Genomic DNA, 25,947 nt, shown 5'->3' with positions numbered 1-25,947 from the left:
TCACCCTTTCGTTCCTGAGGGATACTGTAAGTATGTCTTTTTAAGTTCATTAGCGACACGAGTTAACGAATACAAGCTTTTCGCTTTATCCCAAGCTGAACGAGAAAGCTCATAACGATAAGCCGGATCGGATATCACCTTCTCTAAAGCATCAGCAAGTGCAATTTCATCATCAGGATTGACGAGCAGACCATTCACACCATCTTCAATTTGCTCCGGTATCCCGCCTACATTCGTCCCAACTAAAGCCAAGCAGCTAAGCGCCGCTTCTGCAAACACTGATCCGAAGGCTTCTGCCCGAGATGGCAGCACGAAAATATCAAAGAAAGGCATGAATTCTTCCGGATGGAGCGTATATCCATAAAAAATCGTTTCATTATAAATCCCTAATTGTTTAGCCATATTTTCCAAATCCGCACGGGAAGGTCCATCGCCGATAATATGCAGTACATATTCATGACCGCGATTTTTAAGCTCAGCACAGGCTTTGAGTAACGTGTCAATTCCTTTGGCTGGAACCAGACGTGTCACAGTCACAAGCTGGGGTATAGCGTTGTCATGCGGGACTGGCTTAAACCTTTTTTCATCAAAACCATTCGGGATTACTCCTATATTAGAAGGATCTTGAATATATGGCGCCACATACTCTGCAAAAGCTTGAGACACGGTCATTAACTGATCACTTACATGCTCAAGTTCGCGGTAAAGCGAAACTAGAAACTGATGCTCCAGACCACCATCAGAAATAGCTCCATTCAGTATCAGCTCTCGCTCATAACTGGAATGTAAGGTTTGAATTAACGGAGTATTTGGAAATACTTTTTTCATTGCTAAACCAGCAATTGGATGATGGGAATGGATAAGATCATATGTCTTGCTCATTCGTAATTTAGTCCACCATAGATAATCACGATAGGTCTGAATATATTTCTGAACGATTTGACTTTCCCCAAACTGGGTCCAATCAAAGGTCTCGAATTTGACTTCTTCATGTCCCTTGTTGCGAATCCGCTTAGGTAACCAAAACAAATCCATCTCCCAGCGGCTTGAACGGAACCTTTCCTGAAGATAAGGGATCATGGATGATACACCACCGGGTTGCTCCGGCGGGAAGAAGAGCGCTTGCAGCAAATTCATATGGTACATCCCCTTTACAATTGCCTTACGTACAGTAAGACTTGGCAATTATGATATAGTTGTGTATATGTAGAATTTCAGGTACGATTACGTTCCCCATACCTTGATTTTATCGGTATAAACATGAAACAGCAACTAAGAAAAAGGAGAATGATCTATGAAGGAAGAACAGCTGCCTGCCTCTTACACCGCATATATACAAGAAATGCTGGGGCAAGAGGCAAATGCTTTTCTAGAAAGCTATTCAGCACCACGAACGCAGGGACTTCGCTTTAATCCATTGAAAAGCATCTCAGATTCAGGTCAAGTCGCAGTAGAGCGCACAGTCTTACAGTTTGATCTGAAACCTATCCCATGGTGCCCAGACGGTTATTATTATGAAGAGCCCGCTCGACCAGGCAGACACCCTTACCATGCTGCCGGACTATATTATATTCAGGAGCCTTCCGCAATGTCCGCAGCCGAACTGCTGGCACCTAAACCCGGCGAAACCGTCCTCGACCTTGCTGCTGCCCCTGGGGGCAAAACTACGCATATCGCTGGATTAATGCAAGGACAAGGCCTCTTAATCTCTAATGAAATTCATCCGGAACGCGCAAAAATTTTGGCAGAGAACGTCGAACGTCTAGGCATAAAGAACACCCTCGTAACCTGTGCAACGCCAGAACAGCTATCTTCTCGCTTCCCACAAGCATTTGACCGAATTATGTTAGATGCCCCTTGCTCAGGAGAAGGTATGTTTCGAAAAGATCCAAACGCTGTTTCAGAGTGGTCTCCTGACCATGTAGTTATGTGTGCGGCAAGACAATGGGACATTCTACAAGACGCCTACCTTATGCTTAAACCTGGGGGGACTCTAGCCTACTCTACTTGCACCTTTAACCGCCAAGAGAATGAGGAGATCATTGCCCGATTGACGGATCGCTACCCCGATATGGAACTACTTACCCACAAGCGCCTTTGGCCACATTTAGAAAAAGGCGAAGGCCACTTTGTTGCACTCCTACGTAAGCAAAGTGTCACCGAAAATGACGTTAATGACGATGCCAAACGCAGCACTAATAAACGTCGTAGCAAAAACAACCCAAAAATCAATTCTTCCGTACGCGATGCATATCAGTTATTCCAAGACTGGGCCGCGGTTGAGCTGCCTGGTTTCTTATATCAAGGCATCCCTCTGCTGTTCGGTGAATCTCTTTATCTACTGCCTGAATCCTTTAGCGGCAACCTCCATACGGGGCTGCTGGATGGTCTTCGTATTCCGCGAGCCGGGCTACATATTGCCCATTTAAAGAAAAATCGGATTGAACCTGCTCACGCCCTCGCGATGGCGATTCAGCACACAGATGTAACACGTAGTTTTGATCTTAGTAGCGGGGGGATGGAAATACACGCTTGGCTCCGGGGCGAAAGCTTACCTGTACCGGTGGAATTACATGGATGGACACTAGTAACTTTAGATGGATTGCCGATAAGTTGGGGCAAAGCAAGCGCTGGCCAACTTAAGAATCATCTTCCAAAAGGACTGCGCATCCTAAAAGCCCATATTGACGAGCAATAGGCCATAGACCAGTTCATCCAGTCCACTTTGGCATATGATGTCATTATCTCAGAAAGCTGCGACATCCGCCGCAGCAATGGGAATAAGACATACGTTAAGGAGGAATATATCATGGGTGAATTTCATGGAGGAGCCTTCACTTCAACTGGTGCGATCTTGGTACTCTTTATCTTGCTCGTAATCATTTCCCGTTCATTGTTCGTTTAATACCAATCCGGCTAAATAGACGGTGAAATTAAAGCGGCTGTGTCGTCCTTTTGGGGCGGTGCGGCCGCTTTATTTCTTTCCAACATAACATTTCCATTTGCTGTTCTCGTGAATATTTACCGTTTGAAAGCCAGCTTTCCGAAATAAATGATCTATCTCTTCGTTCTTTGTGTATTGTTTCATGTGATAATTAATTTTATAGACCTCAGAAATAATGACAAACGTTCCGCCTGCCTTCAGCACCCTATACACTTCACTTATATCATGTTCAAGATCAGGCCAGAAATAATGCGTCTGAATAGCCGTGATCGTCCCAAAAAAACTTTCGTTAAACGGTAGCGCCGATACGTCTCCCTGACTGATCTTCACCCTACCTGCGGCAACAGCCTTGTTGTTTTTTTTAATGGATGTCTCCACAGCTTGCTGGGAATAATCTACGCCGTAGATTTCCTGATGCTTATGTTGTTTTACAAGCGTATGTATAGTTTGACCACCACCACAACCTATGTCCAAAATAGGGGCATTGTTCATCATTTCTATTTTTGAGAGCCCCCACGCTGTTATGCTGTTATGTGCCTGGTTCATGATTTTGATCATAATATTCCCCACGAATCCTCTCGGGTTCTTGGCTTGATCGATCAGCGTATTCAATAATCCCATATTTTTAATCTCCTATTAACGATTTCGAATCAATAAATTGCCGATTTCTAGTTCCTTTTTGGAGTACTTGTCATTTCTGCAATCGAGCAGTACTTCAACTTTGTAAGTCTCAGCCTCCACACAACAGATCCTCTGGGAGCCTAAAGAAATAGTAATCATTCCATCTTGAACAACAACGTCAGTGAATATGTCTTTAAGCAATTTTTTATCATTTTGAGTCCATGCTCCATATATATTTACTTGTGAGATACCCTGAATATTTTGATCTCTACTGTTTGGAACCATATATTGCTGCATAAAAGCTAGGCTTTTCTCGTCATTCATTTGTTGTAAAAAGAATTGAAAAGGTACTCCTTCAAATTTCGGTATGTATGAATTTTTCCATGGCATCGTTCTAGTTAACAGATTAAAAAACCAACGAAACCGCAAAGGTTCTGGTGTTGAAGCTTCAATATTTCGACTTGAAAGTTCCTTATATACAGCATCTATATCTTCTACATCCAACGCAAAGCCTATAAGACCCCGATGTCCTCCCAGATAATCCTCCGTCCAACTTTTCAGCCAACCGCCGCCATCCTTTTTCTTAATTCGAACCCATTCAAAATATTCATTTCCGATCCATATATTTGATACTTTAAACCCCTTTGTACCTTTTCCCCACTTCGGCTCATATGGAAGACCAAGCGTTTGGACTGCCTTAACAAACGTTTGGTCTTCGTGTACATTACGATCTACATTTACAACTAGATGATCAATTTTCACTCATGCACCACCTTATTAATTTGCCATACCAGCAGCCTGATCACTTGATATATGTTCCGTAAGATTTTCAGTTGTAACTACCCACTTAGCTACGTGATATTCTATTTTATGAATACTAGTATATGAAGTCGGAAAATGGGTGCTTTTATTGGTCCACGTTAGTCCTTTTAATATATGGTATATAACATTAATCACGCCACCATGAGTGACGACAATTACATTTCCTGTGGGATCAGTACTCTCTATTTCATTACAAAGCTTCGAGAAACTTTCCCTTATTCGCGTAAAAAACTCCTGTGGACTTTCTCCTCCTGGGAACCTCTCATCCATTCTTAAAACCGAGAAATAGAGACCCGGATATCGTTCATTTGCAATTTCATGGGGCATTCCAGCGATTACACCATTGTTCGTTTCTCTCCAACACTGACTGCGTTCAATTGGCAACCTAAGCTCTTTGGATATCTCATTTGCTGTATCTATCGCACGTTGTAAATCACTGCTAAGGATACGAGTGATGTTAAAGCTAGATTGATTCTCCTTTAGATAACGACCAAGCCGTTCGGCTTGTCTATAACCCTCTACTACAAGTCCACGTTGACTCCAACCGCCTCGATAGCCTTCGTCATCTATTCCATGCCTTATAAAATATATAGCCATCGATCTTATTCCTCCCAAAAAAAGATTGTTATACACATTTCAATAAAACATCCATTCAATCCTCCATTTTTGTTGAATAATCCTATTCAGCAAAAAAGCTACCGATTGATCGGAAGCCTTTTTATCTGTACCTAGTAACTGTTTGCATTAAACTTTGTTATCGCTTGTTTTTGAAGTTGATCCCAATGGGGTGTCGCAATGTTTGCTTGCTGCTTCAAACTATCGAATGAATCAAACAAAGCTGCTATTTCGCTGAAAGAACCGTCTACTAATTTCATAAACGGTAATTTATGAATTATTTTCAGACCATAATACACACCCTGTTTGTGTTTTCGAACAAAGTTAACCTGACCTGCTGGAGTGATAGTATATCCTAGTTTCTCCATAATTTGAAATCCCTCGTCCATTACTGAGATGGCTTGTTTTAACAGCTTCTCATCCTTAGACACCTTTTTCAAATCCCCGTCGTGAAGATAACTAAGAGAGTTCAAAGCCACTATAGGCACGATATGACTTTTAAGCCAAGCATCCATATCCTCATGATAAGTTAGCTTATACTTTACATTTTTAAAGGCATTTTCCAGTACAGACTTGATTGGAATCTCACCGTCTAGACTGCCAAGTACCATTTGCCCTCCAGCCCTTATGCTGATGACCTGACCGCTCGCCTCACGAATGCCTCCACTAAGCTGAAACCCGAAGAGTATATTTTTTCTCATGCTGCTCATATCCTGAAGATCCTTTTGCATGCCATGGGCATCGCCGTTATTCCCCACAAGAATTATATTCTGACTCTGATTCTTAGCTAGAATAGGTAATACAGCTGGAAAATCATTGTATTTCATAACAACAAAAATAAGATCATAGCGATCATCCGATCGAAGCTCTGAGATGACTTTCACAGCATCTACAGTGTTTTTGTATTGAAAATAATGGCGAAGAACAAGTCCGTCTTTCGTCAACTGCTCCGCACGTTTCCCTCTGGCAAGCACTGTGACATCGTTCCCCCCACGCACTAAAACATGCGCAAGGTAGCTGCCTAAAACTCCCGCTCCAAAAACTAATACTCTCATGTTTAACTCCTCTATCCCTTTTTAGACATTTGTTGAATTTCGATCAACTGTTCGATAAAATTAGATTATCACATCTCCGGTAGGGTTCAATCGTTAGTTTGATCGGTTTTGTTGATTTTTCAACAGAAACCAATACATTGTTTAATAAAAGGGAGTATTACCATGGATAGAAGAATTAAAAAAAACCAAACAGCCATCATGAATGCATTAATTCAACTGATGGCTGAAAAAGATTTTGAAAAAATAACGATCAACGAAATCGCAGAGCGTGCTGATGTAAACCGCGGAACGGTTTATTCCCATTATGCGGATAAATACGATCTGATGGATAAATGTCTGGAGGCTCAGCTCCAACAACTAATTGAAAGCTGCTCCGCAGTGGAGGATGTAACCGAACCCAATCCCTCTAAAACGTCATTGCTCCGCACGCTGGAACAATTGGAGGAGAATGCTCTCTTTTATAAAACTTTATTAAGAAACAAAGCTCTGGTCTCCTTTAGAAACCAATTACAAGAAATGATAAATGAGCAGATCAAGGTACAATTTTTAGTAAACAATTTTAATCTAGATGAGCTGAGTAAAGATATATCTGTGCAATTCTTAAGTTCGGCGACTGTCGGAGTGATTGAATGGTGGTTTACCCATAGTAATCCTTGTTCTGCAAAAGAGATCACTGAAAAGTTATGGTCCATGCTCGATCTAAATCTACAGATGATCCGTTCTCAAGCTTGAATATGTTCTCCCATATCCATCTCATAAATGGAGCTGATAATCTTTTCAATAGAAATCTCCTTAATGGAAATATCAAGGATCTCTACCTTTTCGCTAAGAATATGCAGAAACTCGCCCATTTTACATTGCCCGGTATCGATCATTAATTCCACTTCGTAATCCGATATTCTTTCCGATAGCAGAGTCCCGGGCAGATCAATTTCACCAATCGTTGTGGCAGCAGAAAGCCTGACTACCTTTTTCGCACCCAGATGAAGTCGAAGTTCAGAGAACTTATCGTCATATACTTTTTTACCTTGATGAATAATAAGTACTCTTTGAACCAAACGTTCCACATCTTCCAAGTCATGTGTCGTTAGAATAAATGTGGTGCCTTCCCGATTCATTTGTTTAATGAATTCTCTAATTCTTTGTTTAGCTATAACATCCAGCCCGATCGTCGGCTCATCTAAAAAAACTACAGGCGGTGAATGAAGCATCGCCATAATAAACTCGCATTTCATTCGTTCTCCCAGTGAAAGGGTGCGCGTGGGCTTAGTGATAATATCGCCGATCTCAAACATGTTAACAAATCGATCTAGTCTTGTACGAAAGTCGTTTGTAGGAATATCATAAATTTCCTTGTTCATATAAAAGCTATCCAAAGGGGGAATATCCCATATTAATTGCGATTTCTGTCCAAATAAGACCCCGATTTGTTTAACATATTGATTTTTCTGCTTATGAGGGTTGTATCCTAGAACATTTATTTCTCCCGATGTAGGGTAGAGAACGCCTGTCAGCATTTTAATAGTCGTAGATTTCCCCGCACCATTTGGACCCAGAATGCCAATGATTTCTCCTTTTCCAACATTGAAAGAAAGATCCTCTACAGAGGTAATAATCGATTTTTCACGGTGAAACAGACTTTTAAATACACTTTTTGCATCCTGTCCACGGTGATACGTTTCATATTGCTTAGTTAAGTTCTTGACGGTAATAATGTCCACTGTAATTCTCCTTCATACAAATTCATCCCCCGGCACTTTTGTAACTACGAAGCATGTAGGTATAGAGCCAAATTCCGAAGGCAGCAAATAACACACACGGGATAATCGCTATAAAGAAATAGGCTTCCCATCGTCCAATAAGTGTAGAGGCTGGAAAGTAAGCAATCATCGAAACCGGAAACAGAAAAGAACTCACGGCTACGACTGCTTTTGGAAAAATCGTTCCTGGATATCGTCCAAAAGACTTAATACTCTCAAACATCTCCGGCAAGCGGGAATTCGCCACCCATTTGAAGGAAATCGCTGCCACAATAAGTGCCACCCCAAACATGACCAGCAGCCCTGCTCCAAACAACAACAGGAATAACAACCAGGAGCTGAACGTCACCTCTTCAATTCCGCTAAGTGCGTAGACGAACATGACTAGGCCACCCCCTAAAAGCCCGATGCTTTCGAATTCAAAAGATCTAGCCAATAGTAAAAATAAGCTCGAGGTAGGTTTAATTAATACCACTTCCAGCGTTCCCTCCACCACATGGGACATCGTATTCCACATAATACCGTTAAAAAAAATCCCGGCACAAGCCGTAGATAAAATAAAAACAGATTGAATTAACAGCGCCTCTTTAAAGGTCCATCCTGCAAATGAAGCATTCGAATTGTAAATAAACACCGTGACCAAGGGAAACAAGACGTTCCCTATGAGCATAATCAGACTATTGAGTATAAAATTAACACGATAAGTGATCGCAGAAGCAATATTCGCCTTCATACAAGTTTTATAGATCAGATACATACGTTTCATGCGCCCACCCCCGTAAAATGCTTGAGCGAGACCGCATACAGCCCTCGGCAGATAACTCCGGCAATCATAACGGCTATAAGCTGCAGCAACAAAACTTGAGGAATGGGTAAGGTTATATCCGCTAAAGTATAACTACCCGTATAGACCATTGCTGGAAGAAAGGTCGTATACTGAACCGGTAAGAAAAAGGACGCCATTTGTAAGGATTTTGGAAAAAAGACTAATGGAATCAGCGATCCTGAGAATATTCCCTCGCAAAGACTAAAAAAGTTACGAATACTAGAGGACTGTACCATCCAAAAGGCGACCATTCCAATACTATAATGGATAAAAAAATTCATCATAAAAGCCATTGCTATCGAAAGAATTGCATAAAGTAAATTTGCAGGCAAAACATCAATATGAAAAATAAAAAAGAAAATCATAAAGCAGGGTATAAATTCAAATAGAAGTCCAAGTACCCTATGCCCCGCCTTCTGAGACAACGCATAGAACATATGATTCATCGGTCTTAAAGAGAACGTAATGAACTTCCCCGTGCGGATAAGCATTTGTAAATTCCAATCGGCAAAATCCATGGTCAAATAGTTAATCAGCATCGTTGCACAAAAATAAGAGAGCATATGGGAAAGCGACATTCCGTTAATAGAAGATTCCCCACTATAAACAGCGCTCCATATATAATACTGCACCAAAAAATACACAGGACCTACAAAAATAGAAACCATCGAATGCGTCCTGTACGCACTCCATTCCTTATAAGTAACAAAAGCAACCGCTCTCATAAGGCGAAAGCGGTGCTTTATCATCTCAAACATAAGTCACATCCTGCCTATCTGTAGATATTTCATAAAAAATAGCAAACTTCTTATTCGAGTCCGGACCAGATCACATTATGTGTGCCAAAAACGCCTCTACCATCCCATACCCCTTTATGCCAAGGGAGATACCAAGCGGCAACCATCTTTTCTATAGGGTCAATGAACAAGGCACATGCTCCTGCCCCTTCGTGAAAATAAGTGCCTTCAGAGTAAGAAGTACTTACATTAAATCGAAGGTCCGGCCCAAGTCCGTATGGACGATCCGATCCTCCATCTCCCCATGCGTAGTTTGGAATTTTCTCAGTATTGAACCGCTTGGTCATTCTTTGAACAGCCATACGACTTAAGATATGACCACCTTCGTATTCCCCTTGGTTAAGCAACATGATTCCGAACTTTTGTATATCAGTAACTGTTGAATATAAACCCCCACCAGTTCCGGGAAGCTTGATTTCTTCTTCAGACCTTTGTTCCTCATCCGTAAATTCCCCGTTTTTCAGCTTCTGAAGATATTCCTTGGCCCCTTCCGAACGAATGGCGATCCTACTCGCTTTCTCTGGCGGTATAACAAAGAAGGTATCTTTCATGCCTAACGGTTTTACAATGTTGTCCATTATGTATTCTTCTGCAAAAACACCCGTTATTTTCTCGATAATTGCACCCAAGATCACATATCCGAACGATGAATACATCCATTGCGTCCCTACTGGAAAATGAAGCCCATAGGAAAGTCCAGCTTGAATCCAGTTTTCTTTTCCAACCTCAGATTCATAAATATACCACCAAGCACTTTTATAGTAAGTATCACTTATAGTGCCATGATCAGGTGCAATGCCGGAGGTATGAGTCAGTAAATGGGCAATTGTAATCGGCTTAAAAGGATCCGCATCAAACTCCGGTAGAATAGAACTAACAGGCTGCCCCATAAAAATCTTACCATTATCCGCAAGCTGCCAGATCGCCGTCGCCGTAAACAGCTTTGTAATTGAAGCAATACGGAAAATTGTATCCGTTTTCATTTCTTGGGTGCTATCTTCTTCGTAACTGAAACGTCCCCCGGCACCATTAGCAAATATTTTTCCATAACGACTTAGAGAATAGATATAACCATCAGCTACTTTCTTATCACAGAGATCCCCATAAAAATGATTAAGTGCCTCTAAGCGGTCCTCCCTGTAATTCACTTCGTGCAGCTTACTAAGCTCTGTGGATGATAACATTGTTCACACTCCCCTAATATTAAATAAAAACGAAATTAATTCTCATAAATGTAAATATACACCTAACTCATAATACCTTGTCAATGTAATAGTTACAACATGATATTTCACGTACTTATAAATTAATTCAGTTTATTAATTACATAAATAGCATGCGCTAAAATCCTAATAAATGGAAGGTCAATTAAGTATTTAACTATTTTTTACTGATCTCACTTCAGGTAGCCACTGTCAAGAATCGAGCAAAAAGCGCTGCTCTACTGAACAGCGCTTTTTACTCGATATGAAATGCCTTTATTATTCTAGTTCGGCCGGCTTTACAATGGCTGTACCTTTGTTATTCTTTGAATATTTAGCTTCAATTTTCGTGGTGTATGTATCTTTTTCACCGTCACTGGTCAGCACATAACTCAGATCGACTGTCAGCTTTTCCGTTTGCCAGGTCTTAGTATTGACGAACAATTTCCAAGTTACGCTTTTCGGTTGAACGCTCTCACCATCCCAGAGATTCTCCTGGTCATAGAGTGCGATTATTCCCTTAGCTGCTGTCGGATCAGTTATCGTGAACTGTAGGACCGTCTGTGCGCCAACATTGTTGACTTTCATCGATTTTTTATAACTTTTGACCGAATCAAGCATGGAAACAGGATCATATTGACCTTTCGAGTAAAAAGCATCCCACTCCACCTTCTCCAGTCCAAGCCAATACTGTGCATTGGGATCGATGGGCTCCCCGTCATCGTCGTAACCCTCGTCTTCAGATTCATCGATAAGCTCACTTCCGTCTACAAGATAGTAATACTCCTTGTCATTGGCATACAGGCTGTAAGATGTTTTTAAAAGACTGCTATCGACGGTGCCTGCTGCGGCAAAATTCGGCAGACGGTTGATATCCAGCTTCAGTGTGTTGGTGTTGCTAATACGCACCCCTCCGCTTTGAATATCCTGTTTTTTGGTCACATCTAAGTGAAAATTCTTTAGTGCTTTGGAGGCTGCCGTTACTTTGCTGATCATTTGATCCGCAGTGACTGCTGCTGACGTAGCTGCAGACACAACTTCAGGATTAGACATCCATCCGATTGTTCCGGACAGCAATAAAGCACCCGCTGCCAACCCTGTACCTATTGTTTTAAAAAAACTCTTCATGTACTTCCCCTTTCAGCCCCTTGCGATAATGTAACACCGTATAGGTCGGAATAATAAAAACAGCTCGAAATAGACTACACGTCCTTCAGAACTATCCATAAGACATCCCTATGGCGGCTTAGCGATCATTTCCTTCTGTAGAAAGGCTTTTGTCCCTTTGCCAATTTTAGCATGGTCATATTTACCTGTAAACGACTTATCTTCCATTTATCTTCACAATAAAGGTATCAGTTTAATTTTAATTCAAATTGCTGTTTTCTCTTTCATCAAAGTACTGGTCTAGGCTGGTGTCAGTATTATAAGTCCAATGACCCTTAACATATTTCAAGTAAATAAGAGCTTCGTATTTATCATTGTCTACCCCTTCATTGTATGTAACATCGCTCCAATCGAGTTTCCCTTGGACGACAGCTTCCTTTTCTCCTAGGTAAACGACTCGTTCGTCGGTTAGCAAGTACCTCGATTCAGAATTGGCAAAGTGCCCCTTCATCATACTTTCCCATGTCACCGAACTGAACACAACAGCATTCCATTCTTTAATAATCGAGGGGTCTGTATATTGGGTAGTAAGATCAAGATTTTCGGAGTTATACGCATTGTAATAGGTTCTTAGATCTGCCAATACGGCATCCTGCTCGGTTTGATGATTCTCCATAATAGCCGCAGCTTTCTTATCAATATCTGCAGGAAGCTCCATACGATTAAAAATCAAGCTATCATTCGCGATCTTCCACTGTCCTCGTTCATATCGAATATCGAAAAGATACACAGCTTCTCGATTCAATTCTTCTGTGTTCTTAATGTAAGTTACTTGAAGATTCGCTTCACTAGCAGAAGTGTATTCAATCCGATCTATTGTCACTTTGAAGTCTTTAACTGTGATTTCACTGATTGGTTGATTAGCTTCATAATCATATTCTAGATTCATATAACCTAATTTAAGATTATCAGATGTTAATAAACGGGGACTAAACGTTTCGTAGTATTTCGTAAGTAGTTCTTGAATAGCAGCGTCCTGACCCTCTCCGTACGGTTTCAAGCTCACGGATAGCTTAGATTGATCATAACTAACCGAATATTTCGCTAAGTTACTAACCAAACGAAGAGGAATATACACTTGTCCATTAAGGACAGGAATCTCTTTATCCAAATAATAAGTCACTCCGTCGTAGTAGATGATAGCCTCACCAGCCCAGAATTCGATTTCAGCACCTCTTATGACCCCTGAGATTTTACGAGTATCGGGATCAAATGATACCTTATAACCCATGGCGGAGAAAAATTGGCGATACGGCACGTACATAACACCAGACTTTAAGATCGGATGAACGCCAGCAACCTTTACATTATTCACAAACAACTGAATAGATTTGTCAGCAGACGCTGTCCCTATAACAAGCGGTGTAGTCATTATCAAGCAAAAGCTCAGTAAAAGAACCGCAAACTTTCTAACCATTTAACACATCCTATTCTCAATAATGGCGTAATTTGTTCTACCTGTTTAATTCAACTTCTTCTATATTTCCGTCCCATTCAATGATGACTTTTTTATGAAAGGAAGTGTTTCTATAAATACTATTGAACCTGATTAGCTAAGTCTACTAGATCGGAATCATCCAGTTTGTAATCACCTAACAGATCAAGATTTCCGTTGATATAATAAACAAAGCGGGCCAAGAAACCATCTTTGCTCTCCCACCAAATAGATTGACTGGCCTCATCCTCATCGTAATAAGCCTGTTTTCCGTTTTTTAGTGTATAAGGTTGTTTACCTTGTTCAGATACTTTCTCTGGATCATTTATAACCTTACTTAGAATCAACCTAATTTCCTGTGTGGTCTGCTTGTTTTTATAATGAAAGATATATTGTTGGAGTATATATGGATTATCAAGTTCTATCTTCGTACGAACTTCATTCACTTCAAATGGAAATCTAAACGGCTCAGCGAAATCATAATTCATCGATAAAACCCTATCTTGATTACTACCGCTGCATCCACTTATTAAAATAATCAATATTAATAAAACATAAGAAAAAACACTCTTCATCTCTTCCCTCCTTCGTATTACATAACAAGTAAAAGGTAGCAAATTAATTGGGTACACATACATCAATTCACCTAAGGATATATCAACCAAATATTGGAATTAACATCTATTATATCAAACAAGTATAGAGATTAAAGGAGAATATGAAATTAGCAAACCAAAGAGTACTAGATTGAATTACCTTCACAACAGAAAAAAGCATAAAACAGACTCCAGTCCGCTTTATGCTTTGCACCTAAACATATTTTACAAATCCAAAAAATCTTAGGATAAACAATATTTTACGAGCGCATCACGCACACCATGCTCGTTGTTCGAACCCGTTACAGCATTCGCTGCCGCTTTTACCTCTACAGGAGAATTATCCATCGCCACACCCATCCCTGCGTAAGTAAGCATAGAAATGTCATTAAAATAATTACCGATGGAGAGAACTTCTTCCTGCGGTATTCCCAGCTTCACAGCAAGATTTTTTAAAGCGTTACCTTTAGAGGATTCCGGATGCATCAAATCAACGAAAAATTCACCACTCCGCAAAATGTTGTATTCAGGGGTCCAAGTACGCCATTCACGCTCAGCTTCGTCAAGGATTTCTGGCTGTGTAAATACGGTAAACTTAACAACCGGCTCACGGAAATCTTCCCAGGCTGGCAGTGTTGCTGGCACAATACGAAAGTGCTCATACATATAATTAGCTTCTTTTGTCAGGTTCTCTACATTATCAACGTACATATCAAAAGCAGTATTCACATCATAATGAATATTGTGTTTACGGCAATAGTCAATATAGGGGTCAAGACCACGTGCATCCATACCGTATTGGTGCAGTACTTCTCGATCTTTCACACGTACCGTTGCGGCCCCGTTGTGACCTAGTACGTAACCAGACAGCCCCATTTCCTCCATGAAAGGAATCGAGTTCTGCGGACTGCGTCCCGTACACAATACGATTTGACCGCCAAGGCGTGTAACCTCAGCAATAGCTTCTTTATTCTCAGAGCTTAAGTGGTGATCATCATTTAATAGCGTACCGTCCACATCTAGTGCAATCAGTTTGTATCTCATACTCCACCATCCTTGTCTTTCTTTTTCTATATTATTCTTTAGATGATTCTGCGCCTAAGAGTGCCAGTTCCTCTGACGTCAGTTCCCGACAAGCTCCAAGCGGCAGACTTTCATCCAGCTTCAATTCTCCCATAGATACACGTTTCAGAAAAGTGACTTTTTTGCCTACCGCCTGAAACATACGCTTCACCTGATGAAATTTCCCCTCAGTGATGATAAGTGAAATATGAGAAATCACTTTGCTGCCGCGCTCTCTTCCAAGAATGGTTAAGTGTGCAGGTAAAGTAACGTAGCCATCTTCCAGCTCCACCCCTGCTGCAAAAGCCGCGACATCATCCGCGTCTACATCGCCCTCGATGGTTGCCTCGTACGTTTTCGGGACATGCTTACGTGGCGACAGCAATTCATGGGCAAGCTTCCCATCATTAGTGATCAGAAGCAGTCCCACAGTATCCTTATCTAGCCTTCCTACAGGAAACGGTTCAAACTGTGCATATTCATGCTTTAAAAGATCCAAAACTGTCCGATCCCGCTTGTCCTCCGTAGCTGACAGGACACCCGGGGGTTTGTTCATCATAAGATATATGAATTCACGGTAGGTAACAACCTCTCCCCCTACCTCTATTTTATCGGCATAAGGATCCACATGGTACCCACTATCTTTTACCACTGTCCCGTTCACCAATATTAAGCCTTGTTTAGCTTGTTTACGGATATCACTGCGCGACCCCACTCCAATATGGGACAATACTTTATCTAATCGTTGTTTTTTGGCGGGCTTACCTGATTGGCTCATTGTTACATCCACCTCCAGCCTGCGGGATATTCGTTCTTGAGTATGCCATCCTGCCATTTCCCCCAGCCTGCGCTATAACCGTCAATGCAGACCAGAACGTATCCTTTTTGGGCACTTCCTATTCTAATAGAGAGACGTTCTTGAGCAATCGACAACGTCTCTCCTTTAAGATAGGAAATAGCTTCATGATTCGTACTGGAGAGTGAGACACTTCGGCAGCTTTCTCCCGGATGTAAAGCTGTAGCCATCGGATGACCTGGAATAAATCTGCCGTTACGGATTTGTCCTACATACCATCCCGGACGAATCGTCTTTAATCCATTTAGTCTTTCCTTAGGAAGCGGAGAAATGTACAAATGATCCCCGAACAGAACAGGATATCCTTGGGGTTCCCAGCCAAGCTGATCTCGTACAAAACTCCCATACGCAGCCAGAGCCTGCTCGTCACCTGAAACTTGCCGACCACGGTCAGCGCCACCAGTAGCTTTGTGAGAGGGTTTCCCTTCTTTCCCCCGTCTTCCTTCTGATTTATTGGATGATTTAACATGTGCTGCATTTTTGGGAGTAGTAGTTCTTGCTCTTGCAGATTCGTTTAACTTGACCTCTAAGTGATCACGTTCCTCCATTGAGCGCTTAGTTCCCCCATGTTGCAATACAGCCATGAAATGTCCTTCGCCTTTCACCTTATGCGGCCACAGTCTTGCTGTTCCTGAGAGTTCTCCGTAACCAGGAGCGAATGAGCCAGTACCACCTACCGTTACCACTGAGAACTGTGGATGTTCAGAAATAAACTCCGCTATAATTTCCTCATTTTCTTCTGTGGCAAAGGTACAGGTGGAATAGACAAGTGTACCTCCCGGTGCCAATGCTGTTGCAGCAGAACGTAAAATATCCCGCTGCATGGAAGCATATTTGGCAGGTGTACCTGAATCCCACTGCTTCACCATGTCTTCATCTTTACGGAACATCCCTTCACCAGAGCAGGGAGCATCAATCAAGATTTTGTCAAAAAATAATGGAAATGCAGCCGCGATATGATCTGGGCTTTCGTTCAGTACAACACCATTACGCACTCCATACAGCTCCAGATTTTTGGCTAGGGCTTTAGTCCGTTCCGGATGAAGATCATTACTAACCAGCAATCCTTCCCCTAACAGCTTGGCCGAAATCTGAGTAGATTTCCCCCCAGGTGCGGCACATAAATCAAGTACACGATCACCCGGCTCTACATTAAGTAATTCTACAGGTGCCATCGCACTTGGCTCTTGAATGTAATACAATCCTGCGTGGTAGTGAGGATGTTTGCCTGGTCTAGCCCCATTCTCTGTATAAAATCCAGTCGGACACCAAGGAATAGGTTCCAATCCTAAAGTAGAAAGAGCTTTTAAACTCTCCACGGAAATTTTCAATGTGTTAACACGGACGCCTCCGTAAGGAGTTTCCTTATAAGAATCCGCAAATTGATTATAATCTGTTCCCAGCATGTCCATCATACGTTCGCTGAAAGAACTAGGCAATTGTGCCGCCATGATGCCGTCCTCCTGATAGTATTGCAAAAATTTAGGTGTTTAAAGATTCAAGGAACACCCTTACGGGTGTCCCTTATACAATACTCATATATAGAGGATCTTTTACTTACGATGAAAGGATGTCGGTCTCTGAGGACCACGTCGTTGAGGGTTATTCGGTGTGATAGCTACAGCTGCAGTCTCCACTTGGTCGGCTAGACTTGGATCAATAATCTCTATGGTTAGATCGTAATAAGAAAATGGCCGCTCATCATATGATGCTAAGCGTCGAACATAATCTTTCACTTCTTCCACGAGTTTCGCCAGATTAATACCGAGTGTCACCGCTGGATATTCTTCCAGTTTGGAAGAAGCACCACTCAGCATAATAGCTGCACCTCGAACATTCTGATTGCGAAAATGGTATAACCCTACCGCTACTTGGAGAAGTGCTTTGTACAAAGGATTTCGGTCCTGGGCAAGCCACAGTTCTTCGAGCACCTCGTGACATTCAAAATAATCCCTGTCACGATTAAAGTACACTAGGTATTCCAAGTACAATGGTTCATAAGCCATCCGGTAAACTATCCTTTTTAGCTGCGGAAAGAAGTCCCCGTACATGATCCAGAAGCTCCTTCATTGCTTCCATATCCTGAACCTGCCATATTTCGTTAAAGCGAGCCTGCGTATCTATTGCTTCATTCACCAAATGATAGAAATACAATTGATGAATGGCCTTGAGAATCTGAGTGGTCATATTCGAATTTTCCTCGAATGTCTTCTGTGCTTCCAGAATCTCTTCCCGAATACTGGACATTTCGCTGTCGAGGATCGATGCTGCTTCAGCTGCTGTTTTTAGTCGAACACGCATTTCATCGGGTAGACTTTCCCGATATTTATAATTCAGGGAATGCTCTATGGTTGCCCAGAAATTCATAGCTAGCGTACGAATTTGGATCTCCGCGAGCACAATTTTCTGGCCAAGCGCTGTCTGCACAGGATATTTAATAATCATATGGAAGCTGCGGTAGCCGCTCTCTTTATAATTAGTGATGTAATCCTTCTCATAGAGTACTTCAAGATCCTTACGGGCCCGGATATATTCGGCCACTCTGCGGATATCCTCCACGAATTGGCACATGATCCGAATTCCTGCAATATCTTCAATCCCCGTCTCCAGATCTTCCATCTTCACATTCAGCCGTTTAGCCTTTTCCAGAATGCTTGACAGCCGCTTTACACGACCAGTTACGAATTCTATCGGCGTGTATTCCTCTCTTTTCTTCAACTCCGAACGCATTGTTTTGAATTTAACTTTCAATTCTTCCACAGTCTGTTCATATGGAAGCAAAAAAGTTCCCCAGTCCCTGCCGTCCATCGCCTTCGTCCTCCTGTCCTTTCGTCTCCTTCAGTGATGATCAGCGCCCACTGCTTCAGAGATATGACTGAATCCATCCCGCCGTAAGAGCTGCCGTAATCCGGCATGCAATTTGCGGTTAACCTCCGGTCCTTCGTAGATGAGAGCTGTATAAATTTCTACCAGACTCGCACCTGCTCTTATCTTGTCATACGCATCCTGACTGGTGAAAATGCCGCCTGATCCAATAATCGGCATCTTCCCTTCCGTCTGGCGATAAATACTGCGAATGATCTCCGTTGAGCGGTCGCGTAGCGGCTTACCGCTTAAGCCCCCCGTCTCATTAGCCTTTTCATGACTAAGTCCATCACGGTTCAATGTAGTATTCGTAGCAATAATACCATCCATACCAGCTTCTGTCAGTGTCTGAACCATATATTCAAGCTCTTCGTCACTTACGTCTGGTGCTATCTTAACCAACAAACTTTTAGTAATACCGGTGGCTTTACGCTGAATCTCCATCTCTTCCTTCACTTGTGCTAACAGGAACGCTAATTCACTGCCATGCTGGAGACTGCGCAGACCAGGTGTATTCGGCGAGCTGATATTGACCACAAAAAAATCACCGTACGGATAAAGCGTACGGATGCATTGACGATAGTCTTCATGAGCCGCTTCATTACTAGTTATCTTATTCCGGCCAATATTAACTGCTATCGGAATTCTCCGATTCTTTAATTTCTTCAGGCGCTGTGCCATAGCATCAGCTCCTTCGTTATTAAATCCCATTCGATTAATCAGCGCTTCATCCGAAGGAAGACGGAACAAACGCGGGCTATCATTACCCGGTTGACCCTTAGGGGTAACCGTGCCCACTTCCATAAATCCGAACCCGATCGAAGAGAATCCAACTACCGCTTCGGCATTTTTATCCAAGCCTGCTGCAAGTCCAACCGGGGTCGGAAAATGCTGGCCGAACAGATCAACGGCTAAATCCGCCGTTTCAGGAACTCCGTACATTAAACGCAGCGCAGCGCTTCCGCCTGGCACTGATGACGATTTATCCAATCCACCTATGACGAGATGGTGAGCCTTCTCGGGATCAATCTTAAAGAAAATTGGTTTACCAAAATTACGATACAACACCGTTCTCGCTCCTTAAGGGGTACTTCACAAATCCACGTGTCTACCCGTTTCTGTAGGTTTCTTCTTAATTTTAGCCTTTTCTTGAACAAAAGAAAAGTATTTTACAGTGCGAGTATGTAGAGTACATGACGCTGAGTATAGTAATTTTCTTGTAAACGCATTACAATATAGGTGTATTCAGCGATTAAGAGAGAAAGAAGGTATGCCCAGTATGTCAACTAAACGTAAACCACCAACTTTGCAGCAAAAGAAAGAAGAAGTTAACCGTAAAGCGCTAATGTGGATTGGCGTCAGTTTAACTTTACTAATTCTTCTAATCATCGTTCTGTTTATCGTTGCAGGAAACTAATTCAGCCAGTGGTATACTTTGTGGGGGTTGGTCTGATCATGCTTAGCAGTAGAGCTGAAGCGTTTAGCCGGCACAATCTGCTTTTCAGGCAGAACCCCTTTACTAATCACTACTTTTGTACCTTTAGGAATCAGCGCGAATAGCTCCTCCACATCTTCTCGCCCCATACGAATACATCCAAGTGATTCATCCTTGCCGACACTGTCAGGCTCATTCGTGCCATGAATCGCATAATTACTATCTGAAAGCTGAAGCCCTCTGCTACCAAAATCCCCATCATCTCGTCCATTCGGATTCACTACTTTATCTGTAATGAAGAATTCACCCTCCGGTGTCTTATCTCCGCCAAGCCCTACTGCATAATTCCGTAAAATAATAGAACCGCTGACAACGGCCAATCGGTGGTTTTGTTTATCTACAATGACTCTTAGCGGCTGATCAAAAAAAGGAATATCACTCGCAACACTTCCACTTTCACTTAATGCTGTCGGTATACTCCTTACACCCTCGTTAGTTGAGCTTGAAGGCTCCGCAGTGGCTTCTGTCGCTCCCTGTGTCACCTTAGTCTTAGCTACCGCTTTAAGAGGGTCGAATTCCCGCTGCATGACGGTTGTCGTCCCACCAATCCAGTTCTCAGGAAAAGTTCCTGTTAATTCCGATAAAGTAGCAGGAAGCTTACCTTTATCATTCTGATAAGACCGCATTGCACTCCATAGTGTGGCAATTTCCTCTTGGTCACTCTGCCACTCTGCTGCATCCTTGGCAAGCTCACCTTGCTCAGGCGGCTCACATGCACATGCCTTAGGATCGTAAGACTGATACACCATCCGTCCCTTTCCATTCTTTTGCAGCGTGAAATTTAGTGGAAGCTTTTCTTTCCATAGCAGCCATTTGCCCTCTCGCTCCATCCCTAATGCAGCAGCTTGAAAAGGTTCTTTACGGATTAGCATTTTCGCCATTACTTTTCCTTGCGAAGCCGCGCCTTTATTCTCTTGCGCCGTATACATCATTTTTCCCGCCTTGATAACAAGCTCTTGGACAGCGTCTTTTTGATCAGGCAGATCTTTGACTTCTGAAACAGACGCATCTTGAAGCACTTCATGATCTCCTGTAACACCAATACCCGGAGCCACTGCTGAAGGTACCATTAACAATATAAGAAGCATTAGCACCAATGATATGTATCTCAATCTTTGTTGACCGCGCTCACGCTGGCGACTCACCTGCAGCAATCCATCTTCGTATTCGCGCAGCATTTCAGCAGGTACCTTACTATGCTCGAAAGCCTCATACACTTCACCAGCCTGATTGAAGCAATAGTTGGCTTTTCCTTGTTGACCATTCTTATAGTATTCCTTCCCCAGCAAGTACCATGCCATCTTGTTATCCGGGTGCATCTGTACATATGCTTTGAGGTGCTGTGAGTTCTTCATCGGAACCTCCGAGTATTTATAATTCCTACCTTATTAATATCGGTCAGACATAGCAAAAAAGACATCCCTAGCTGAACAAAAAGTTCAAAGGAGATGTCTTTATGTTGTGTCGTACGTTACTCTTTATCGAGTAATTAACCTTCTTTGTTAAAAGGTTCGTCCGCAATTTTAATGGAGTCGGTTGGGCAACCGTCACAGGAATCTTGGAGATCATCAAACAAATCATCCGGAATCGCTGTCACACCGTGGTTTCCGTCATTTTCATAAATAACTTCCGCCAAACCTTCATCATCGTAATCAAAAATATCAGGAGCCGTCGCGCCACATGCACCGCAAGCGATACAAGTGTCTTTTTCGACCCAAGTGTACTTAGCCATTTTTTCTCTGCCTCCCGTTGAGCAATACTGCGCTGTTGAACCAGCGTCTTATTTTTCTCATATTAATATAAAAAGAATACAATTTCAATTGATTTTCAATACGTTTGCATTTCTGACGCAATCTACGGCATATATTTTGACACGTCAAAGAACGTTCTTGTCACTCATTATCCGGCTCAACAGATAGCAGGTTATCCTTTTGCAGCGAGGTACCACGTTCTTTATGATTACGAAGTCTTGCTGAATGAGCATCGCTTAACATCCCGGCGGTCAAAACTGCATTTTCACCAAATTTATTGCGCAGCATATCCATCGCCTTGGTCAGTGATTCTTTCTTTGGCTGACGTTCGTAATCGAACAAATCCAGTTGAATTGCAGATTCCTCTTTAGCGATCAATCCTTGCAATGTCACACCAAGCAGTCGAACTGGCTTCTCACCATTCCAATGTCGAACATAGAGATCACAAACAGACTTGTAGATATCTTCACCACTCTCTGAAGGTGCCTCAAGCTGACGCGAGCGAGTAATTGTCTTCATATCTGGCGTTCGAATGGTAAGCTGAACACCCGAAGCAACAAGCCCCTGCTTACGCAAGCGCCGGGCTACCTGATCACTTAAATTCAGCAAAATGGGTCGTACCTCAGCAAGGCCAACGACATCCCGCGGCAGTGTGGTGGTGTGTCCGATCGACTTACTTTGCTCTCGCTCAGGATTTACTATCCCATGATCGATGCCGTTCCCTGCACGCTTTAGCCATGAGCCCATAACTCCAAAATTCTCAACCAGCATTTTCTCATCAGCTGCTGCTAATTGACCAATACTGTAAATACCCAGCTTTCGAAGCTTTTCTGCTGTTTTTCCACCTATACCGAACATTTCATTACATGGCTTGTCCCATAAAATCTTAGGAACATCGCGAAGCCGCAGTACCGATATCCCATTTGGTTTTTTTAAATCGGAGGCCATCTTCGCCAGCAGCTTATTTGGGGCAATACCAATAGAGCACGGCAAACCCAATTCTTCCATTATACGTCGTTGGATAGTTTCCGCAATTTCCATAGGAGTACCGAATTGCCTGGAGCCCGTGATATCTAAGTAACATTCATCTATCGACACTGCTTCCAATAAAGGTGTATAGCTATAGGCAATCTGCATAAAAGCATTAGAATATTTCCGGTATAAATGGAAGTCCGGCTTAATAACGATAAGCGATGGACAAATCCGAAGTGCCTTTTGTACCTGCATACCCGTCGAGATCCCCAATCTGCGGGCGACATACGAACAAGTAACAATGATCCCTTTCCGTAATTCAACACTACCTGCAACTGCAGTAGCCTTACCTCTGAATTGGTCCGGGTCCTCTGCCTCATGCACCGAGCAATAAAAAGCATTCATATCCACATGCAGGATGACCCTGCCACTCGTTGGATAATACTGATCAACATTCTGCACAATATCTACCTTCTTATCCTCAGGGTCTCTATTGTCCAATTTAGAATACCTCTCCGCTGCGGTTAGGTCAACTTTAGTAGCTGTAAAGTTCTTTGTTACATTCCCGCGTAAAAATGCTATAATATATAAATTCATTTCCCTTGCCAATGCTTCCGATGTGAGTTTTGCACGAAGTGAATCCGGAAGACGAAGCTTACAAAACTTTTAGGAGGACACTCATGTCTAAGTCCATCTCCATCTTCGATACAACATTACGCGACGGCACCCAAGGTGAAGGTATCAGTCTGTCGGCTGACGACAAGCTGAAGATTGCCAAGAAGCTCGATGATCTGGGTGTGCACTATATTGAAGGTGGCATCCCGGGAAGCAACAATAAAGACATTGAATTTTTTAAAAGAGTCAAGGAGCTTCATTTGAACGCTAAAATTACAGCGTTCGGCAGCACTCGGCGGAAGAATTCCTTGGCCGAACACGATGACAATTTAAAACGTATGATTGATGCAGGGGTTCCTGCTGCTACACTCGTCGGAAAATCTTGGGATTTTCATGTACACACTGCATTACAAACTACACTTGAGGAGAATCTCGCCATGATTGGCGACTCCATATCCTACTTGAAACGCCAAGGCCTTGAAGTGATTTTTGATGCCGAGCATTTCTTTGACGGGTACAAGAACAACCCTGAATATGCAGCAGCCGTTCTGTCCAAAGCCCGGGAAGCCGGAGCAGATTGGCTTGTGATGTGCGATACCAACGGTGGAACATTACCATTTGAAATTCATGAGACCGTTACAACTCTGAGTCAACAACTCCCAGGAGCGAATTTCGGAATTCACACTCACAATGACTGTGAGTTGGCGGTAGCTAATACCCTTAGCGCCATCGGAGCTGGAGCACGGCAAGTTCAAGGCACCATCAATGGGTACGGTGAACGTTGCGGCAATGCCAATCTATGTTCTATCATCCCTACCCTTCAGCTCAAAATGGGATACCACTGTATTCCTGGTGATTCATTACCACAGTTAACGAACACAGCACGCTACATCAGTGAAGTAGCCAATGTTAATATGCCGGTAAACCAGCCATACGTTGGAAATGCAGCCTTCGCACACAAAGGTGGAATCCATGTCTCCGCCATCATGCGCGATTCACGGACCTATGAGCACATCGCTCCTGAGCTTGTCGGCAACAAGCAACGCGTCCTGGTCTCTGAACTGGCTGGACAGAGCAACGTGCTCTCCAAAGCGCAGGATATGGGTTTAAATCTGGACCCAAGCAGTGAGCAAGCTCGCCGGGTGATCGAAAAGATCAAAACGATGGAACATCAAGGTTATCAATTTGAAGGTGCCGATGCGTCACTGGAGCTTCTTCTTCGGGAAGCTACCGGTGAGATGAACGAAACCTTCACTTTTGAATCCTTCAAGATGTTAGTCGAAAAAACCGCAGAGCATCCCGTAGTCTCTGAAGCCTTCGTGAAATTGAAAGTGGGCAATGAGAACCTCTATACCGCTGCTGAAGGTAACGGTCCGGTCAACGCACTCGACAACGCTCTTCGTAAAGCGCTGCAGACTTACTTCCCGCAGTTGAAAGATATGCATCTATCCGACTATAAAGTCCGTGTAATAGATGAACAGGATCAGACTGCGGCGAAGGTACGGGTATTGATTGAATCTAAGAACTTCACAGACACTTGGAGTACGGTTGGCGTCTCCAGTAACGTCATTGAAGCAAGCTGGGAAGCACTTGTTGACAGTATGCGTTACGCACTTCTGAATCAACTCTCGCTGGACAATGAAAATTCTGCAAGTAGTGAACCTAGAGGTCTGGTAAATCATTAATTCATATCGTTTATAAGCATTCATATGACGAAGAACCCCCTTCAACAGTCCAACTGTAATGAAGGGGGCCTTTTATAATTCTAGGTGCAGATCCTTTATGATTCGGTAAGCTTGATTATTTTCTTCTCCAGCTCTTCCGGACTAAGAATGCCCAAAATAATTTCTGAGATGACTCCATTCTTGTCAATAAGCACGTTGGTTGGAAATACAGCTCCGTTATATTTGCTATATACCTCATCTTTCACATCAAACATAACCGGGAACACAAGACCGTATTTCTTGATAAAACGTTCTGCATTAGGTTTATAATCCTGACTGCTCACATTAATACCGTAAATATCTAGAACATCCTTATACTTTTCCGCCATGGCATTAAGCTCAGGAGCTTCCTGCTTGCAGGGATCACACCAGGATGCCCAGAAGTTAACGAGGACCGCCTTCTCACGCGGACCGTTAACAGCATAGATAGTTCCGTCCGTTCCTTGGAGTGAAAATGTAGGCGCGAGCAGTCCAGCCCTAGGCCCAATTTTCATCGGTGGCTCATCTTGCTGTTCAAAAACAGCGACAGCCTTCGGCTCACGATTATGCCACACCGCAAACCCTGCTACGCATACAATAAGAATCACTATCGTGATATTTAATTTATTTACTGCTTTCATTGGGATCTGTTCCTTTTCAAATGGAATAGTTTTCTACTATTGTACCCTCATTAACTTCAATTTCAAACCATCCATTTTTTAGAGAAAAAGAAATATAAAAATTTTTGTATAGCAAGAAACTTGTACACATATTTTCATACAAAAAAG

Annotated in this window: 27 protein-coding genes; 5 read left to right on the top strand and 22 right to left on the bottom strand. The window is 42.6% G+C overall.

Annotation, left to right across the window (positions count from 1 at the left end; all coding sequences use genetic code 11):
* Positions 1-1,137, bottom strand: coding sequence for a glycosyltransferase family 4 protein (locus NST74_RS10585; RefSeq protein ID WP_341111921.1), 1,137 nt, complete (start codon positions 1,135-1,137; stop codon positions 1-3).
* Between the two features lie 157 nt (positions 1,138-1,294).
* Here NST74_RS10585 and NST74_RS10580 point away from each other — a divergent pair, with 157 nt between their 5' ends.
* Both NST74_RS10580 and NST74_RS10575 read left to right on the top strand, forming a co-directional pair.
* Entirely contained in the window at positions 1,295-2,698 is a 1,404-nt protein-coding gene (locus tag NST74_RS10580; RefSeq protein WP_341111920.1) for an RsmB/NOP family class I SAM-dependent RNA methyltransferase, read from the top strand.
* A 111-nt stretch (positions 2,699-2,809) separates the two neighbouring features.
* Positions 2,810-2,905: a sporulation protein YjcZ gene (locus tag NST74_RS10575; protein WP_197069771.1), complete on the top strand. Its 96-nt coding sequence runs from the start codon at positions 2,810-2,812 to the stop codon at positions 2,903-2,905.
* A 69-nt stretch (positions 2,906-2,974) separates the two neighbouring features.
* Here the strand turns inward: NST74_RS10575 and NST74_RS10570 are convergent, their stop codons facing one another.
* The 4 genes from NST74_RS10570 to NST74_RS10555 all read right to left on the bottom strand — a co-directional run bounded on the left by NST74_RS10570 (position 2,975) and on the right by NST74_RS10555 (position 6,057).
* Positions 2,975-3,565, bottom strand: a complete 591-nt coding sequence (locus NST74_RS10570; protein WP_341111918.1) for a class I SAM-dependent methyltransferase — start codon at positions 3,563-3,565, stop codon at positions 2,975-2,977.
* Positions 3,566-3,580: 15 nt separating this feature from the next.
* Positions 3,581-4,327: a VOC family protein gene (locus NST74_RS10565; RefSeq protein WP_341111917.1), complete on the bottom strand. Its 747-nt coding sequence runs from the start codon at positions 4,325-4,327 to the stop codon at positions 3,581-3,583.
* Positions 4,328-4,342: 15 nt separating this feature from the next.
* Complete coding sequence (locus NST74_RS10560; protein ID WP_341111915.1) at positions 4,343-4,984, bottom strand: histidine phosphatase family protein; 642 nt, start codon at positions 4,982-4,984, stop codon at positions 4,343-4,345.
* A 131-nt stretch (positions 4,985-5,115) separates the two neighbouring features.
* On the bottom strand, positions 5,116-6,057 hold the full coding sequence (locus tag NST74_RS10555) for a ketopantoate reductase family protein (protein WP_341111914.1): 942 nt from the start codon (positions 6,055-6,057) through the stop codon (positions 5,116-5,118).
* 162 nt (positions 6,058-6,219) lie between these two features.
* Between NST74_RS10555 and NST74_RS10550 the strand changes: the two genes are divergently transcribed.
* A complete protein-coding gene (locus tag NST74_RS10550; protein ID WP_341111913.1) occupies positions 6,220-6,789 on the top strand; it encodes a TetR/AcrR family transcriptional regulator in 570 nt (189 codons plus the stop codon).
* Here NST74_RS10550 and NST74_RS10545 read toward each other — a convergent pair.
* From NST74_RS10545 to NST74_RS10485, 13 genes are all read right to left on the bottom strand, one after another.
* Positions 6,780-7,778: an ABC transporter ATP-binding protein gene (locus NST74_RS10545; RefSeq protein WP_341111912.1), complete on the bottom strand. Its 999-nt coding sequence runs from the start codon at positions 7,776-7,778 to the stop codon at positions 6,780-6,782. The genes NST74_RS10550 and NST74_RS10545 overlap by 10 nt on opposite strands.
* A 22-nt stretch (positions 7,779-7,800) precedes the next feature.
* Positions 7,801-8,583 carry an ABC transporter permease gene (locus NST74_RS10540; RefSeq protein ID WP_339290306.1) on the bottom strand — a complete coding sequence of 261 codons (783 nt, stop codon included), beginning with the start codon at positions 8,581-8,583 and terminating at the stop codon, positions 7,801-7,803.
* Positions 8,580-9,401, bottom strand: coding sequence for an ABC transporter permease (locus NST74_RS10535; protein WP_341111911.1), 822 nt, complete (start codon positions 9,399-9,401; stop codon positions 8,580-8,582). The genes NST74_RS10540 and NST74_RS10535 overlap by 4 nt, the downstream gene beginning before the upstream one ends.
* A 50-nt stretch (positions 9,402-9,451) precedes the next feature.
* Positions 9,452-10,624 carry a serine hydrolase domain-containing protein gene (locus tag NST74_RS10530; protein WP_341111909.1) on the bottom strand — a complete coding sequence of 391 codons (1,173 nt, stop codon included), beginning with the start codon at positions 10,622-10,624 and terminating at the stop codon, positions 9,452-9,454.
* Positions 10,625-10,921: 297 nt separating this feature from the next.
* Positions 10,922-11,770 (bottom strand): DUF6612 family protein, encoded by an 849-nt coding sequence (locus NST74_RS10525; RefSeq protein ID WP_341111908.1) that lies wholly within the window; start codon positions 11,768-11,770, stop codon positions 10,922-10,924.
* 238 nt (positions 11,771-12,008) lie between these two features.
* Positions 12,009-13,226 (bottom strand): copper amine oxidase N-terminal domain-containing protein, encoded by a 1,218-nt coding sequence (locus tag NST74_RS10520; RefSeq protein ID WP_341111907.1) that lies wholly within the window; start codon positions 13,224-13,226, stop codon positions 12,009-12,011.
* Positions 13,227-13,345: 119 nt separating this feature from the next.
* Positions 13,346-13,819, bottom strand: coding sequence for a hypothetical protein (locus NST74_RS10515; protein ID WP_341111906.1), 474 nt, complete (start codon positions 13,817-13,819; stop codon positions 13,346-13,348).
* A gap of 264 nt (positions 13,820-14,083) precedes the next feature.
* Entirely contained in the window at positions 14,084-14,884 is an 801-nt protein-coding gene (locus NST74_RS10510) for a Cof-type HAD-IIB family hydrolase (protein WP_341111905.1), read from the bottom strand.
* Between the two features lie 31 nt (positions 14,885-14,915).
* Complete coding sequence (locus tag NST74_RS10505; protein ID WP_341111904.1) at positions 14,916-15,680, bottom strand: pseudouridine synthase; 765 nt, start codon at positions 15,678-15,680, stop codon at positions 14,916-14,918.
* Positions 15,681-15,682: 2 nt separating this feature from the next.
* Positions 15,683-17,209: an RsmB/NOP family class I SAM-dependent RNA methyltransferase gene (locus NST74_RS10500; RefSeq protein ID WP_341111903.1), complete on the bottom strand. Its 1,527-nt coding sequence runs from the start codon at positions 17,207-17,209 to the stop codon at positions 15,683-15,685.
* A 102-nt stretch (positions 17,210-17,311) separates the two neighbouring features.
* Positions 17,312-17,764, bottom strand: a complete 453-nt coding sequence (locus tag NST74_RS10495) for a DUF309 domain-containing protein (RefSeq protein WP_341111902.1) — start codon at positions 17,762-17,764, stop codon at positions 17,312-17,314.
* The gene (locus NST74_RS10490; RefSeq protein WP_042126350.1) at positions 17,754-18,566 is read right to left on the bottom strand and encodes a GTP pyrophosphokinase; all 813 of its coding nucleotides are present in this window, start codon (positions 18,564-18,566) and stop codon (positions 17,754-17,756) included. Before NST74_RS10490 ends, NST74_RS10495 begins: the two co-directional genes overlap by 11 nt.
* Positions 18,567-18,596: 30 nt before the next feature.
* Complete coding sequence (locus NST74_RS10485; RefSeq protein ID WP_042126349.1) at positions 18,597-19,691, bottom strand: quinone-dependent dihydroorotate dehydrogenase; 1,095 nt, start codon at positions 19,689-19,691, stop codon at positions 18,597-18,599.
* A 211-nt stretch (positions 19,692-19,902) separates the two neighbouring features.
* On the opposite strand from NST74_RS10485, the gene NST74_RS10480 reads away from it, so the two are divergent.
* Entirely contained in the window at positions 19,903-20,040 is a 138-nt protein-coding gene (locus NST74_RS10480) for a hypothetical protein (RefSeq protein WP_167348489.1), read from the top strand.
* Here the strand turns inward: NST74_RS10480 and NST74_RS10475 are convergent.
* The 3 genes from NST74_RS10475 to NST74_RS10465 all read right to left on the bottom strand — a co-directional run bounded on the left by NST74_RS10475 (position 20,037) and on the right by NST74_RS10465 (position 23,342).
* Positions 20,037-21,473 carry a L,D-transpeptidase gene (locus tag NST74_RS10475; protein ID WP_341111900.1) on the bottom strand — a complete coding sequence of 479 codons (1,437 nt, stop codon included), beginning with the start codon at positions 21,471-21,473 and terminating at the stop codon, positions 20,037-20,039. The two genes, NST74_RS10480 and NST74_RS10475, sit on opposite strands and share 4 nt — an antisense overlap.
* A gap of 134 nt (positions 21,474-21,607) precedes the next feature.
* Positions 21,608-21,850 carry a ferredoxin gene (locus tag NST74_RS10470; RefSeq protein ID WP_042126345.1) on the bottom strand — a complete coding sequence of 81 codons (243 nt, stop codon included), beginning with the start codon at positions 21,848-21,850 and terminating at the stop codon, positions 21,608-21,610.
* A gap of 160 nt (positions 21,851-22,010) precedes the next feature.
* On the bottom strand, positions 22,011-23,342 hold the full coding sequence (locus NST74_RS10465) for a DNA polymerase IV (RefSeq protein ID WP_375102551.1): 1,332 nt from the start codon (positions 23,340-23,342) through the stop codon (positions 22,011-22,013).
* Between the two features lie 179 nt (positions 23,343-23,521).
* Here NST74_RS10465 and cimA point away from each other — a divergent pair, with 179 nt between their 5' ends.
* The gene (gene cimA, locus NST74_RS10460; protein ID WP_341111899.1) at positions 23,522-25,141 is read left to right on the top strand and encodes a citramalate synthase; all 1,620 of its coding nucleotides are present in this window, start codon (positions 23,522-23,524) and stop codon (positions 25,139-25,141) included.
* Between the two features lie 95 nt (positions 25,142-25,236).
* Here the strand turns inward: cimA and NST74_RS10455 are convergent, their stop codons facing one another.
* The gene (locus tag NST74_RS10455) at positions 25,237-25,800 is read right to left on the bottom strand and encodes a TlpA family protein disulfide reductase (protein ID WP_341111898.1); all 564 of its coding nucleotides are present in this window, start codon (positions 25,798-25,800) and stop codon (positions 25,237-25,239) included.
* Positions 25,801-25,947 lie beyond the last annotated feature (147 nt).

This window comes from Paenibacillus sp. FSL F4-0125 (assembly GCF_038008565.1).
Taxonomy (GTDB): Bacteria; Bacillota; Bacilli; order Paenibacillales; family Paenibacillaceae; genus Paenibacillus_AQ.
The sequence above is the reverse complement of the archived record's forward strand: the minus strand, read 5'-3'. Positions and strand labels throughout refer to the sequence as shown.